General features: G+C 46.6%; 11 protein-coding genes and 1 pseudogene. 1 reads left to right on the forward strand and 11 read right to left on the reverse strand.

What is annotated here, in order from left to right:
• Positions 1-120: 120 nt before the first annotated feature.
• From QUA47_RS27395 to QUA47_RS27430, 8 genes and pseudogenes are all read right to left on the reverse strand, one after another.
• Positions 121-678 carry a DsbA family protein gene (locus tag QUA47_RS27395; protein WP_333433091.1) on the reverse strand — a complete coding sequence of 186 codons (558 nt, stop codon included), beginning with the start codon at positions 676-678 and terminating at the stop codon, positions 121-123.
• Between the two features lie 127 nt (positions 679-805).
• The gene (locus QUA47_RS27400; protein WP_333433092.1) at positions 806-1,174 is read right to left on the reverse strand and encodes a peptidoglycan-binding domain-containing protein; all 369 of its coding nucleotides are present in this window, start codon (positions 1,172-1,174) and stop codon (positions 806-808) included.
• A 413-nt stretch (positions 1,175-1,587) separates the two neighbouring features.
• Positions 1,588-1,719: pseudogene (locus QUA47_RS27405) on the reverse strand (LuxR C-terminal-related transcriptional regulator); the annotation flags it as partial.
• 239 nt (positions 1,720-1,958) lie between these two features.
• On the reverse strand, positions 1,959-2,900 hold the full coding sequence (locus QUA47_RS27410; RefSeq protein WP_333433093.1) for an NmrA family NAD(P)-binding protein: 942 nt from the start codon (positions 2,898-2,900) through the stop codon (positions 1,959-1,961).
• A gap of 7 nt (positions 2,901-2,907) precedes the next feature.
• The gene (locus tag QUA47_RS27415; protein ID WP_333433094.1) at positions 2,908-3,348 is read right to left on the reverse strand and encodes a nuclear transport factor 2 family protein; all 441 of its coding nucleotides are present in this window, start codon (positions 3,346-3,348) and stop codon (positions 2,908-2,910) included.
• Positions 3,349-3,413: 65 nt separating this feature from the next.
• Positions 3,414-3,812, reverse strand: a complete 399-nt coding sequence (locus tag QUA47_RS27420; RefSeq protein ID WP_333433095.1) for a RidA family protein — start codon at positions 3,810-3,812, stop codon at positions 3,414-3,416.
• 174 nt (positions 3,813-3,986) lie between these two features.
• Complete coding sequence (locus QUA47_RS27425; RefSeq protein WP_333433096.1) at positions 3,987-4,322, reverse strand: AraC family transcriptional regulator; 336 nt, start codon at positions 4,320-4,322, stop codon at positions 3,987-3,989.
• A gap of 257 nt (positions 4,323-4,579) precedes the next feature.
• The gene (locus QUA47_RS27430; RefSeq protein WP_333433097.1) at positions 4,580-5,281 is read right to left on the reverse strand and encodes an isochorismatase family protein; all 702 of its coding nucleotides are present in this window, start codon (positions 5,279-5,281) and stop codon (positions 4,580-4,582) included.
• Positions 5,282-5,602: 321 nt separating this feature from the next.
• Here QUA47_RS27430 and QUA47_RS27435 point away from each other — a divergent pair, with 321 nt between their 5' ends.
• The gene (locus QUA47_RS27435; protein ID WP_333433098.1) at positions 5,603-6,157 is read left to right on the forward strand and encodes a DUF4269 domain-containing protein; all 555 of its coding nucleotides are present in this window, start codon (positions 5,603-5,605) and stop codon (positions 6,155-6,157) included.
• 87 nt (positions 6,158-6,244) lie between these two features.
• Here QUA47_RS27435 and QUA47_RS27440 read toward each other — a convergent pair whose 3' ends face one another.
• The 3 genes from QUA47_RS27440 to QUA47_RS27450 all read right to left on the reverse strand — a co-directional run bounded on the left by QUA47_RS27440 (position 6,245) and on the right by QUA47_RS27450 (position 14,832).
• Positions 6,245-6,874, reverse strand: coding sequence for a response regulator transcription factor (locus tag QUA47_RS27440; protein WP_333433099.1), 630 nt, complete (start codon positions 6,872-6,874; stop codon positions 6,245-6,247).
• Positions 6,875-6,886: 12 nt separating this feature from the next.
• On the reverse strand, positions 6,887-14,416 hold the full coding sequence (locus QUA47_RS27445) for a PAS domain S-box protein (protein ID WP_333433100.1): 7,530 nt from the start codon (positions 14,414-14,416) through the stop codon (positions 6,887-6,889).
• A gap of 233 nt (positions 14,417-14,649) precedes the next feature.
• A complete protein-coding gene (locus QUA47_RS27450) occupies positions 14,650-14,832 on the reverse strand; it encodes an IS66 family transposase (protein WP_333433101.1) in 183 nt (60 codons plus the stop codon).
• Positions 14,833-15,401: the final 569 nt, after the last annotated feature.

The following is a 15,401-nucleotide window of genomic DNA, read 5'->3' on the forward strand; positions in this document are numbered from 1 at the left end:
TATATTGAGTTACCTCAGTAGATGTATTCTATGTTTACTTATTTTAACATAGTTCGGTTTTTTCGTGCCGACCTACTTACAGACAAGTTAGATATGAATTGGGAGCAAAGATCGGGGAACTTAATGACTTGCAGCAATCATGGCTGCCATCAACTCCGTCGTGTTCCAGTGCCCGGTATACCGAATTCCATTGATAAAAAGAGCTGGGGTAGTCGTCACTCCACTCTGTATTCCGCCTTCGATATCTTCATTGATGCGATCGACATGCACTTGTTTAGACAACTCTTTGAGAAATTGAGGGATATCAAGCCCTAAATTGTTGGCGTACTCTATAAGATAACCATTTTCTAACTTCTGTTGATGGGCAAACAAAGTGTCGTGCATTGACCAAAACTGTCCTTGGGCAGCGGCGGCTTCAGCAGCTTGGGCGGCCCGTTGAGCATGAGAATGAATCTGTGCTTGCGGAAAATGACGGAAGATCAAGCATAAATAATCTTCTCTAAAAGCAGCACTAAGCTCTCGTTTGATCGCTTTGATCAGCTTGTAAACGTCCGCACTTCTAGGGCATTGATAGTCTCCGTACATCACCAGCACTACCTTGGCACTCAGCACACCCTGCATCCTATCTTGGGTTGAAGGGGGTACAAGTAAGGAACTGTGGCTACGATCGTCGTTCATTTTTCTACATCTGCATCAAGCCCAGAACCTTGCCATGAAAACTGGGAAAAACCTTATGGTTTAGGGCATTCCCAGCGTCAGCAATTTGAACCTGGGCTGAATAACTTTGAGATCGGTGATTGCTGCGTTAGCGTAGGTTCCGCCAACGGCGAGCAAATTCCTCTAAAGCCGATCTAGAAATCTGGGATTGCAACCATTCAAACGCCTTTTTTTGATAGGGATATTTCGATGGCTCGTAGTAAATGGCTGCATCAGTCAGTTGAATGGGGCCACCTCGACCAAGGGCTTGCCAAGTTTGGGTGCCAACGATGCCATCTACAACAAGTCCATTCTGCTGTTGAAACTGAACCACTGCGGCGCGAGTTGCATTGCCAAAAACTCCATCGACTGTAATGTTGATTCCTTTGGCATTCAGCAATTGTTGTAGCTCACTGACAGCAGCACCAGAATCGCCTTGGCGTAGCGTTGGGTCTGTAGCTGTGCGGGTAGAGGTCATAGATTTGTCTCCAATGTTTTAGGGTTGAAAATTCGCTCAGTTTTACCGCTCTCAAGGAGCATGATTTGCCTGATTGGATGCACTTCTGGCGAGATTTGCCCAGTTGTGATTCTGCAAATAGGATTCAAGGTTAGTTAGGCTAGGAAATAGGTGCTGCAATTGGCAAAGTTCGCTGCATCACTCACGTTCTCAAAACAACGGTACAAGGTTGCCATTTCTGCTCCAATTAACTTGCTCAATCCATTGACTGCATCTTTAGTTTGCATACATTCAATGTAGGAGATCGCTTTCAATTCGTCGTCTATAGCGAGTTAAAACTTTTACAGTACAAATTGATAGAGTAACTATGCGATCGCAAAGTATAAGGCTGGCTATAACTCAAGTTAGAATCCCAATTCTATCGAAAGTACATCCTACAAACTTACAATGCCCCGTTTAACGGCAACAATTACAGCTTGGGTGCGATCGCTCACATCCAACTTATTCAAAATCCGATTGACATGGGATTTAACAGTACCTTCACCGATGCTCAAAGCAGCCACAATATTTTTCAGACAGCCTGCTTGAGCAGAATGCGTTCCTCGGTGGACTCGCTAAGCTGGTCGATCAAGGGCGGCTAGCGGGCAATGCAGACATCGCTTCGCTTCGAGCAGACTTCCCTGAGCTGCTCACAATGGACGAGTGGCTTGCGGGGGCTGGAAGACCCGCGCTTCTCGCTGCAATTCAAGCCAACGGCGGCAAGATCGCACTTCGGTAGAAAGCTGTAAACTTCAATCCTTCAGTGTTAGCTATGCTTACTTAAAGGCGTTGCTTTGCTTGAAAAGCTTAAAAGATTCGGAAAGATCTTGTTTTTAACAAACTGCTCGAATGTTGTGGGTGTTGTTGCTTCCGGGGTTCGTGCTGTGGCATAAACTCCATCCGGATCGCCAAGCGCACGGAATAGATCACCCATTTCGCGCTGAACCTCAGCAGTCGCTCCCATTGCGGCAAACTGCTGCTGGAGCGATTCGATACTGACTTGAGCATATTCAATCGAATAGCTCAACACTCGTGACAAGATAGCAGATGTTTCAAGCAATGTTAGGTTTTCGGCTCCCATTAAATTACGAGTCCACTGACCTGCCCAACGCTGATCCAGGAGATAGTGTGCTGCCACATCTCCGATATCGTCAGTGCTAATCCAGGGAATATCATGATCACTGGGATAAGGAAATCGAACCGTGCGATCGCTTTGGATCGTCTCGATTTGCGCCAGGAAATTTTCCATAAAATAGCCGGGACGTAAGTGAACTACATTGGCAGCCGTTTGATTGAGGATTGATTCAACAGTTCCACTGAATGAAACTGTGCCCAAGTTTGGTTTTGCACCCGCACCAATGCTGGAAATGTTCACGACTCGCGGAATGCCGTTTGCGGATACAGCGTTCGCGCCCGCTTTTGCGGTTTGAAGATACCAATCCCTCATGTTAGGCACATCGAGCTTCGGTGGTGTCAGCCAAAACAAAGCATCTGCCCGCTGGGTTACTTCTATCAATTCTTGAGCATCATCGCTGCTGATCGGCTGAACGCGAACTTCGCTGTTGCCGGAGGCAATCGCACCTTCGACCAGATCCGCTAACTTCTCTGGATGTCGGGCTAAAAGAATCGTTTCGGCTCCTGCCTGGATGACTTTTTCTGCGGTACGTCGTCCAATGTTACCAGATGCGGCTGCAATTACAATTTTCATCTCTGTCCTATCTATGGGTTTGAATCCAGTCGAAGGCAGTTTCGCTGCTGCCCATTAGCTCAAGTATTGGAGCCGGATTCCAGTATTCGCGGTAGTGAATAATCTTTCCATTCTTGGTTTCTAGTCGCACCACATAGTCTTGCTGATAGGGCTGACCCGTCGCTACAAACACAGCTTCCCCATGAAATTCAGCGAATAGAACATTTGGAATCAGTGTTTGATATTCACAAACATCGGTAAAGACCCAGTTTTGCAATTGTGAGACTGCATTCTTCATGTGGTTGTAGATTGCAGGTTTGCCTTCAAATCGAACAATCGCACCTAGCGCAGATGCATAGGGAAATTCTACGATCGCATTTTCAGCCAACAGATCAGACCAAGCCTCCACATCTGTTCCAATCAATGCAAGATGAGTGGCAAAAACTTGAGCGATCGAATTTTGTTCCATATCTCGTGTTGGTTAGTTAAGGATCGGACAAAAGCTGTAGGGCGAGGACGACTCTCATGCTTAAGCTATTTAAGACTTGCTACTGCTTCAATCTCAACTAGAGTCTCTGGTGATGCCAGAGAAGCGACTCCAATTCCAGTCAGAGCAGGACGAGACTCACCTAAAAACTCAGAAAAAATAGGGGCAAGGGTATTCATGTATTCACCGAGTTCTCCACGAACGTAAGCGCGAACATGCAATAGCTGACCGACTGACGATCCAGCATTTTCTAAAACAATTTTGAGGTTGTTCAGCGCTCTCCTCGTTTGTCCTTCGACAGATTTCTCTGTAATCTCATATTGTTGGTTCCAGTCCACTTGTCCAGAAATGTAGAGTAGTCCCGTTTCTGTCTCAATCACGGCTTGAGACATGCCAAATGCAGAACCATCATAGAGTTCTTTAGGGTTGATCAGTTTCTTGCTCATGTTGCTACTCCAGTTTGTGTTGTTGAATGTTCAGCACTTCACATCAGAACAGTCTGCATGAACGGTTGAGTCATGGCATCAACAACAGCGGCTCGATTTTCTGATTCTTCTTTTGCTATCTCAAGTGTAGAGAGTTCTAACCTGCAACTTCTATCAGAATCTAACCCTGATTTATCAGATTCTTGTGATCTTAGAAACCTGTTTTGGCGTGACACCCGTGAGGTTCTTGAAGTGCTGCGTCAGATGGCTCTGACTAGAAAAGCCAACTTGTAAAGCAATATTCGTGATCGCTAAATCTGTCGTCTTCAGCAGAAATTTCGCCCGTTCCACCCGCTGTTGAATCACATACTGATGCGGAGAACTTCCGGTAGCACATTTGAACAACCTGGAAAAATGGGTTGGACTGATGTTAATTGCTGCTGCAATTTCAGCCAGTGATAAGTTTCGATCGAGATGAGCCTGAACATAATCGATCGCTTGTCGTACCTGACTGGTCGTTAAACCGCTCAACTGTTTAGTTATTTCTGCGACGCTGTACTTAGTTGATCAAGGTTGTTTGCACATCTTCATGAGCCGCCCATTGCGGCTCCGCATGATGGGTGGCGTGTAGGAGGGGCAGGAGAAACACCTGCCTCGACCCGATTAGCCTGCTTGCTAGAGTGTTACGGACACTCTTATCGGGAATGCGGGGCGAGGAATTGATAACCAACTCCTCGCCTTCTCTTCCCTTGTTTTATGTTGTGCGTGCGCGTTGTAACTAGATGCTTTTACACATGTGCCATTTGCCGATCGAGCTTGGTCTCTAGTCCATCTCGTTGCACGGATTGAGCTTTGTCATAGCTCTCCATCAGGGCGCGGTAAATCGGCATGAGGTCAACCATGACAGTGGCAAACTCCATTGCGTCCGGACGGTTCCACGTGTTCATGAGTTCGCCGATTACTGCGTAAGTGTCGATGGGCATGGCTCCCGCCTGGACGACGCGGGCCAGAGTGAGCTCGGTCGCCATCTGGCTCCAGTTGCCGGAAGCGTCAATGATCGTGAAGACCTTGTAACCAGCGGCCAGTGCGCTCAGCGTCGGAAACGCCATGCACACACTGGTGAGAGTTCCGGCGATGAGGAGAGTCTTTCGCCCGGTCTTCTCGATAGCATCTACCCAAGTTGGGTTATCCCAGGCGTTAATCTGTCCTGTGCGCGGAATGTAAACCGCCTCAGGATTGTGCTGGTGGATTTCGGGAATCAGGGGACCATTAGGACCATCGGGCACCGAAGCAGTTGTGAAGGTCGGAATCTTGGCGAGTCGGGAAATCTTGGCGAGCGCCGTGACATTGGAGCGGAGGACAGGGAGTTCGATGTCACGCACAAGTTGGAAGAGTCCGCTCTGATGATCGATCAGCAGCAGCACGGCATCGTTGGGATCGATCATTGTGTCGATGGTATTGCTCATGGGTTTGTCTTCTTTTTTATTCAAATTCAGTCAATGTCATTTTTTCCTAGGTATCTGAAGTGTGGCCAGTTTTAGGACTCAGCTTCTTTCAGAACAAATTCAATATAGGAGATCGCCTTGAAGCTGTCGTCTATAGCGAGTTAACTCTTTTACAGTACAAATGGATAGAGTAACCATGCCATCGTGGAGTAGAAGGCTGGTTATAACTCAAGTTAGAATCCTAATTCGATCGAAAGTAACTCTTATAGGCGTCGAGCCGAGTATTGTAGAAAAGTAGTGGCTCGACTTCTCTCCTCGATTTACTTAAACTCGGAGAAATGTAGAAAAGTAGTGATTAGCCATCTAGTGAACTCACAGCACCTCGCCCACCACGATTTAAATTTGATGCGTCCCAATTTTGCCAGCGTAATCGAAGAACTCTCACTCTTAACAGTGCTTCACGAATTCACGCCTCGCGTCATTGGCACGCCGCCGCTCGGGATCGATATCGCAACCAGCGATATCGACATTGCTTGCTCGACTGATGATCTTGCGCGATTTCAATGCGTCACTACAGATCGATTTGGCGAGTGCGACCGATTTCAATTTCGGCAAATTAACATTCAGAACCATAAAACATTCATCGCTCAGTTCCATGCCCATGATTGGGATATTGAATTGTTTTGTCAATCTGTGCCTACCGATCGTCAATGGGGCGTTCGACATTTCATCGTTGAACAACGCCTGATCGCAATCGACCCCAATCTCAAATTCGCGATACTTGTACTCAAACAACAGGGGATGAAAACAGAACCTGCATTTGCTAATGTATTGAATCTGATAGGCGATCCATATCAGGCAATGCTCAAACTTGAGAATATGGATGATGACGACTTGAAACAACTGCTTGACAAACGGTGACTGATGACTTCGATGGCGTACGCAAATCCCACTGCAACGAATGCGGGATAACAAGGTGTTGCAGTGCGTAGATATCGGCTCGACCTCTTATAAACTGACAATGCCGCGTTTAACGGCAACAATCACAGCTTGAGTGCGATCGCTGACATCTAACTTATTCAAAATCCGGTTGACATGAGATTTAACCGTGCCTTCACCAATACTCAAAGCAGTCGCAATATCAGCGTTACTCATCCCCTGCGCCAGTGAGCGGAGTACTTCTAATTCTCTTTCACTCAGTTCTGGATTGCTGAGTCGCTGTGCTAACTTTGCTCCCACATCAGGCGGAATATACTGCTGACCCCGATGAACGGTACGAATGGCATTCAGAAGCTCGTCCGGTTCAGTTTCTTTCAACAGATATCCTTTGGCTCCTGCCTGCAATCCCCGGTAAATATCTTCGTCACTATCATACGTGGTCAGTACGATAATTCGAGCAGATTTAGCAGTAGCACAAATTGCACCAATGGCGGCAACTCCTTCCACTTCAGGCATTCGCAGATCCATTAGCGTTACATCTGGTTGGTGTTCTCGAAATAAGGCGATCGCTTGTTCCCCATTTTCGGCTTGTGCAATCACCTGCATATCTGGGTCACGGTTAATAATCGTGGCTAATCCTTGCCGAAAAATGGCGTGATCGTCCGCAATCAGAACCCGAATGGTCATGGCTTGGCTCATTGTGATGCTCACTCAAGGGTTGACGGTGACAATAATTTCTGTTCCTTGTCCAGGTTGACTCCTAATCGTTAGTTGTGCGCCGATGCGCTCTGCCCGTTCGCTCATGCCCAGTAAGCCAAAACCCTCAGAAGCTGGAATACTCCCAACTCCAAAGCCCTGTCCATTGTCTCTCACGCGCAAGCAAAACTGGTCGCGATCGTAGACTAGCTGCACTCGAATTTCGTCAGCATTGGCATGTTTAATCGCATTGGTTAATGCTTCCTGCCCCATCCGCAATAGGTTATTCTCGACTTCAGTGGGTAGAGCATACACTGCACCCTCAATCTCATAATGTAGAGTGGTATCCATTGCGGCAGTTCTGATTTGAGCGATGAGACGGTGTAGAGCGCTCTGTAAACTGCCCTCCTCTAAAAGCTGAGGACGGAGCGCGACAACCGATCGTCGCGCTTCAGTCAGTCCAGTTCGCGCCAATTCTTTAATCAGGTCTAGGTGTGCCCCAGTTGCTTCTAAATCATCCGTTAGCACCTGTTTTGCCGCTCCCACCTGAGCCAGAATGCCTGTAAACGACTGAGCGAGTGTGTCGTGAATTTCGCGTGCCATGCGGTTGCGCTCCTCTAAAATTGAGGCTGCTTCTGCTTGCTTCAGCGCCGTAATATCTCGTGCCAGCCAAATCACCTGGTCGTGGTCGATTGGGGCAATGCGAGCCGAAAACCAGGCTTCTTTTTCAGCTATCTGCAAGCTGTACTCAACTGTGAGCATTTGTTGGGTTCTCAGTACTTGCCGAACGTAACCCAGGAATTCATCGGCTTGTTCTTTTTCAAAAATCTGGTGCAGTGTTTGACCAATCTGCTCCTCAATAGGTCGATACAACTGATTCGGTTTCACTTCGACTGCTTCGACCAGTCGCCCTTCAGCAGTAAGGACAAACAGCGGATCGGGAATGGCTGAAACGAGTGCCCGCAGTTCTGCTTCAGAGGCTTGCAACGCTGCTTCTGCCCGTTTGTAATCGTCGATATCCGTATAAACTCCCAACGATCGGATGGGTTCACCGGATTCATTCCAAGCAACAATTTTGCCGACAGAAAGAATCCATTTCCACTGACCATCCCGGGTACGCAGGCGATACTCTGCTCGATAGTTGGGGACTTCTCCAGTATCAAAAGCATTGCAAATTGCAAGCATTGATTCTCTGTCATCAGGATGCAAACTCTCAATCCACCTAGATTTGGTCTCGTGAAATGTTGCCGGATCGTAGCCCAGCATTAAAGCGTATTCTGGGTTAACCACGATTTCTTCAGTTTTGATATTGTGATCGAAGAGTCCTTGATTTGACGCGGTTAATGCCAAGCGTAGTCGTTCTTCACTCGTTTGTAGAGCGGCTTCTGCTTGTTTGCGATCGCTGATGTCCCGCTGTACCCCAAAGTGACCGATGATTCTGCCTTGACTATTATAAAGGCAGCTATAATTCCCCTCAATCCAGATTGAAGTCCCATCCAATCTGCATTCATCCGTTTCGATATGTAGCTTTCCAGCATCAAAAAGTTCCCGCCACACCTGTTTGCCGTAGGCTAACCCTGGTTTGCCGTAGGCTGGATTGTGAGCATACAAGTCGTTAGGAGTGAAACCAATAAACTGCTCTTGGCTACGTCCATAATGAGCGAGTATGGCATCATTGGCTTTCGTAACCCGCTGGTGACCAAAGACATAGTCCAAGACCTTGTCCTTATCAACCGTGTCATCCCATTGCACTGGCTGATCAAGCATCATGATGAAAAAGCCGTCAAGGGATTGGGAGAAAGACATATCCAACAGTTGCTCACTTTCACGCAGGGCGGCTTCTGCTTGTTTGCGATCGCTAATATCCGCAATCACACCTTCGATGCATTCATCGGCTGCATTCAGACGAGTAGAGCAAAGTCCCCAAAATAGCGTGCCATCTCGTTTTTGCAGTTGCACCTCAAAGTTTTGCAGTTCACCATCACGCTTCAGCAATTCAATAGCTTGCTGGCGATCGCTGAGATTCACATAACAGTCTGTAGTGTGTTTCAGCCCAATCACCTCCTCTGGTGAATCAAAGCCAAACAGATTGGCAAAGCGTTGATTGGCTTCGAGAATTAATCCATCACAGGTGCGGGTTCGGTAGATGCCAACCTGCGAGTTTTCAAAGATAGTTCGGAACTTAGCTTCACTGCGTTGTAAAGCCTCTTCTGCTTGTTTACGCTGGGTGGTGTCATTGCCAACCGATAAGATTTCAACAACCTCTCCCTGGTCATTGAAGATGGCTTGATTCGACCAGGCCATCCAAACTCGCCGACCGTCTCGACACAGGTTTTCACTCTCGCCTTGCGGGTACAATTGAGGATTACGAAGTAAATCGTGAACAAATGGTTTGACATCGCGTCCAGAGGTTTCGATGTCTGGAATGATGGTTTCAAATAAGGTTCGCCCTACAATCTGATGTTCTTCATAGCCAAGAAGTTTTACCCCATAATCGTTGATGTATCGAATTCGTCCTTGCGTGTCATAGCAAATGATGACGGAATTCGCGGTTTGTAGCAGGTTGCGATAATTTGCTTCACTTTGTCGTAACGCAGCAGTTCGTTCTGCGACCTGTTGCTCTAAAGTGCAGTTGTAGTCGGCTAGGAGTTTCTCGGCTTGTTTTCGCTCCGTAATATCCTGAAAGGTAGCGATCGCATAAGTGATATTGCCCTGTTGATCAAAAACTGGTGTTCCCCGTGCCTCCAGTAGAATTGAGACATGATCTCGACGAATTTCTATATCTTCAGTCCTAATGCGTTCGCCCCTTAATGCCCGAACATTAGGCAAGCTTTCCGCTGGATAGATTTGATCCGTTCCCGCTACATAAAGCTGATAAGCCTCTGAGAGCTGCTCCGGTGCTACGGAAGTATCAGTTTCTTTACCCATGAGTTGAGTGCCGCATTGGTTGGCATAGTAAGGGCAACCTGTCGCATCCACGATCGCAATTCCCACCGGAATCGCTTCAAGGAACTGGGTGATCTTGTTTTCCTTAGCTTGCAGTTCTGAGTAAAGGTTGGCATTTTCGATGGCGATCGCTGCTTGAGTCGATAATAGCTGCAAGACCTGCGATCGCTCTGGTGTAAATACTCCAGTTGCTAACCGATTTTCTAAATACAATACACCGACCAGCTTGGCTTGATTTAGCAGCGGCAAACAGAAAACAGATTGAGGCTGGTTCTGTTGAATGTATGGCTCATTAATAAAAGCACCTTCACGAGTCGCATCATTTAAGGTGACAGGCTTCAGAGTCCGAATCACATATTGAATGATTGATTCTGGCAATTGATCGGCAATTGGAATAGACTGTAACACCTGAGTCGCACAAGCATTCTCATCGGCATTGAGTTCACAAGCCGCTTCAATCAACCATTCTCCTGAGTTTTCTAAAATCAGATATCCGGTTTGTGCGCCAGCATTCTCAATTAAAATTTTCATCAGCGATCGCAGCAATTGCTTCAGTTCAATTTCACGAGAAATCGCCTGTGAAGCTTTCATCACTGCTGCTAAATCGAAAGCAGTATGGAAGGGATGAGTGATAGTTTCAGCAGTAATAGGAATTGATGTGGAAACGGCTTTAGACGACTGAGAAAAGAACTGTGGATAGCGAGTTTCTAAGTCTTTAACTTTAGCGGTTGCGCCCCAGCGATCGTAGCAGTAGTGAGCTTCTTTCATGTAGGTTTGAGCAAATTTTTCTCTGCCACGAAACAGGTAAAACTTGGCAGCTAATTCGTACGCTAATGCTTCTTCTTGAAGATACTCGTTGTCTCTAGCACCTTGAATGGCTTGTTCGTAGAATTCTTCTGCTTCAAACCACTGACCTAAAACTCGCGCCTTCTCTGCCTCAACCAGATGATATTTATGCAAATAATTCATCGGCGCATAATATGCCCAATGCTTCATTTTCTCCTGAGTAACAGCAACATGGTTGAGGATTTCCTCTTGAGCTTGAGCGCTGCTTTCAGGATATTTTGCGAGCCTTGCTAGAGAGTTATAGAGGTAGTACAGAGGAACAAGGGGAGTCGCTGTGACACGAATTAAATAGGTTTCCGCTATAGTTGAGTTTTCAACGGCTTGAACATAGTCAGCAAATAGGTAGCATAGAAAAAGCTTGTTGAAATAAATCCCAATGAGAGCGGCTCCATCATTTACTAATTTATGTTGTGGCAATCCATTTTCCTCATTGTAAGATTCGCCAAGGAGACGACAGGGATTGACTGAGCATCCCATCAAATTTAGGACAGACTGCTGAAATATTTGATTCCATGTCAGTACTGCCTGCTGTTTGATTTGACGGATGGCTTGATTGTAGGTTGTCATCTCACGTTCTACTTCCGTCAATTCCTTTCCAAGGGCAAAGGATAGGAAGCAGTAGATATGAGCGCAATAGGCGGCGAACTCTAAATCTCCAGTATCTAGCCCAGTTTGATAGGCTTCCAGTAAGGGCTTAGACGTTTCTCTAACATGATTTTTCCAGTGATTAATGTAGTTATATACGATCAGAAATGTTCTAGCTCTGAGTGAATTAGTATTGGGTTTTGACAACAGCCTGAGAGCCAGGTTTCCGAACTCGTAGCCAGTCTTAATGTCTCCTGTTCCGCAAAGATCTGCTCCATGAGAAGCAAAGGCAAAGGCAGAGGCAAAGGCATTGCCAAATTGAATTGACAATCTAACCTGTTTAGAAACCAGTAAGGGCATCAGGTCAGGAACGACACCATAGGCAACGAGTGTGATGCTTGACAAAATTTGCATTGCTGCCAATTTGTCTGGTTCGCTCATTTCCGGCAAATAAAGCAAATCAGAAATTGGTTTTCCACTGATGCAGGCTGTAATTGCGTTGAGGTCAAGTTGAATATCTGCCTGATCTGGCTGTTCTGGAAAACTGATTCCCAGTTGTTGCAAAACTTGCAATGCTGTATTGATTGCTCCTAATAGCTGACTCTGCGCGATGTTCGTTTGAATTTTGACTTCGTAAACTTTGATGCTGTCAAGAATAGTTTTGGCTTTTTTAAAGACAATCTCTGCCCAAAATTCTACCTGTTCAAACTCGCCACACAGATAGGCAACTTCTGTCGTTGCTACATATAACTCCAAGGTCAGGTCATAATTTGTTTGCCAGCTAGAGGCTGCTAGCCATTGTCTCCCTGTAGTTAAATAGTTTCTTGCCGTACTATATGCGATCGCCTCTTTTGCCTTCCGACCTGCTATTAAATTCAATCGAGCAATCTCATTACGTTCGGCTTGATTAGAGACAAGTTCAATTCCATGATTGAGATGATCAACAATCTCAAACAACCGCTCTGATAGCTGTTCTGGCAACGTTTTTTTGAGGAGATTGCGACCAATTTGCAGATGAACCACTTGTTTCTGCGACTCATCAATTAGGGCATAAGCCGCTTGCTGCACGCGATCGTGCGAAAACTTATACTCTTGAACCAACAAGTCTTCGTCCAAGTCAGACAGAGGTTGAATTAATCCCGCTTGTATTGCTTCTAATAAATCCTGAAAAATTGCTTTCGGTGATTTTTCGCAAACGATCGCTAACGTCTCTAAATCAAATTCAGCCCCGACACAAGCGGCTATGCAGAGAATTTGCTGTGTTGCTTCCGGCAATTTCTGCAACTGACGCAGCAGCAACTCCACCACATTATCAGTGATATCTTGAGCTTCAATCTCTGCCAGGTTCCACTGCCAGCTCAACTGTTGTGCATCGAAAGTCAACAGATTTTCGCCATACAGCATTTTCAAAAATTCACCAACAAAGAAAGGGTTGCCCTCGGTTTTACGTGACACAGCTTGGGCTAGGGCGCGAACGGTATCAGGATTGCAATGTAATGTCTCAGCCACCAGTTGAGTCAACGGTTCCAGCGTTAAGGGAGCCAGGATGATTTCCTGAAGTACTGCTCCCTGGTTTCGCATGCTCTCTAGCGTTAAGACCAACGGATGCGTTGGAGTCAGTTCGTTATCTCGGTAGGCTCCGATCAAAAACAGATACTGGATCTGCTCATCAAGTAAGATGAGTTCGATTAACTTCAAAGTCGCAGAATCGATCCACTGTAGATCGTCTAAGAAAATGACCAGGGGATGCTCTTTTGCACAAAACGCCCGCACAAATTTTTGAAACGTGAGATTGAAGCGATTCTGTGCTTCTGTTGCTCCAACTTCGGGTATAGGCGGCTGCTTGCCAATGATTAACTCAACTTCAGGGATGACATCAACGATGATTTGTCCGTTGCTTCCCAGAGCAGTGAGCAGGCGCGATCGCCACACTTCCACCTGCTCATCTGGTTCGCTCAAGAGTTGCTGCACTAACTTTTGCAGGGCATTCACAATGGCGCTGTAGGGAATGTTGCGCCCAAATTGGTCAAACTTGCCAGAGATAAAATAGCCTTGGTTTGCTGTGACCGGTTTATGGAGTTCCTGCACCAATGCCGTTTTGCCGATGCCAGCATAACCGGAGACCAGCATCATTTCACGATGCGGTGGTAGGGTAATGTCTTCTTCTGCTCCCCCACTTCCCCATTCCCCTATTCCCTCATTCCCTGCCACTCTGTCGAAAGCCGCCAATAATGCTGCAATCTTCGCTTCTCGCCCATATAGTTTTTGAGGAATGCGGAACTGCTCGGAAATATCTTGCAGTCCCAATGGCATAGGTTCAATTAAACCCACTTCTGCCAGTTGCTGGGCACAGCGCTCTAGATCTGCTTTGATGCCCCAGGCACTTTGATAGCGATCCTCCGCATTCTTTGCCATCAGTTTCAAAATAAGATCTGAAACAGGTTGGGGAATCGTTGAGTTTAATTCATGCGGGGGAGTCGGCGGTCTGGCAATGTGGCTGTGGACTAGCTCTAGGAGATCTTTAGTGGGAAACGGTAATTGTCCCGTCAACAGTTCGTAGAAGGTTGCACCCAGTGAATAAAAGTCGGTGCGATAGTCGAGCATACGGTTCATTCGTCCGGTTTGCTCTGGCGACAAATAGGCGGGGGTTCCTTCTAGAAGATAGAGACTTTTGAATGTGAGATTGGTGCGACTGAAGCGAGTGGCAATGCCAAAATCAATGATTTTGACAACACCAGTCCTCGGATTAAAGACAATGTTGCCAGGATTAATATCTTTGTGGATGACATGAGCCGCATGGATTTTGCCTAGACTATCAGTAATGGCGATCGCCATATTCAAAAAAACCGACAGTGGCATGGGACAGAAGTCTAATTGTTGCCGCATCCAGCATTCTAAAGACTCTCCACCAAAGTCTTCCAAAAGAATAACCAGCGTGCGCTGGTAGTCTTGCTGGCTGTATGCCTTGACTACGCCTTCAATGTTGAGAAAGCGAGTAATTTCATACTCCTGCCTATAGCGAGTTAAATCCTGAGGAGAGGGATAATCCTGCTTGAGAACTTTGGCAATCACTGCACAGTTATCTTGCTCTCTGATGCCCCGATACACCAAAGAAGCTAAGCTCTCATAGATTTTGCTGTGGATAGTAACTCCAGGCAGGGTAATCATTGAACGCCCCCCGACGAAAGACTGTCATCCGTTTCCCAAAGTATATCGCTTGCCAAACTCCAGAATATAAAGCTCCTTGTGTAGATCTTTATATCTTGACTTGTAATTGCTCAACTCAGTAGCCAATCAGACTGGTGTGAGGCAAGGGCATGGGAAATAGTCTGGAAGGCAGAGATACTCTGACGGCGAGCCGTATTCACCAACGACCGCACCTGGGCGAACAACTCCGCACCTCAATCGGAGTAAAAGCCATGGGTGACCTTGCGAAAAACCACGCTCCAGCGCAGTGCCTGTTCACTGGAATGATTGGTCGGCGGCACCGTCTCATTGTCGAGGAACAGCAGCAGATGCTTCTCAATAGTCAAGTAGTTCCTGAAAAATTGCTGTCCCTCAGGGGACTGGGGCTTCAGATTCAAGATCTCCCACAGGCTGCCTCGGAATCAAGAGCCGTATTGCTGAAGCGTTGAGGCAGCCAGGGTCTGTCGTCGTCGGTTCACGGCAATAGCTCGTAGTGACAGCCGCTTCATCCGGGGGGCAAACAGGTCTCGCCCGCATCAAAGGTGTGGGACATCGCTACCGGATTTTGCATTTAGATATTGATGGTCGATCGGTTGTATGAATGTACTTTCGATCAAATTCGGATTCTAACTTAAGTTAGAGCCAGCCTTCTACTCTGCGATGGCATGGTTAATCTATCAATTTGCACTGTAAAAAACTTAACTTGCTATAGGCGACAGCTTGAAGGCAACCACCTATATTGAATTTGTGCAAACAGTCATACAAATAGATCGCGCCAGTAAATTGCACGGTTCCATGCTTGAAGGCATGAATATTCAAGGTGCAACTGGATTAACGCACGCTTAAGCAGCGACGTTGAAAGTATTAGGAGCGATCGCACAGTGAAACGAATGGGTGCATCTCACTTTTGCAAATATATGAAAAAAGCGCGAAAATGAAAAAGCTAGTAAAACTGTGAAAAAAGATG

It is taken from the genome of Microcoleus sp. MON2_D5 (assembly GCF_036701905.1).
GTDB lineage: Bacteria > Cyanobacteriota > Cyanobacteriia > Cyanobacteriales > Microcoleaceae > Microcoleus.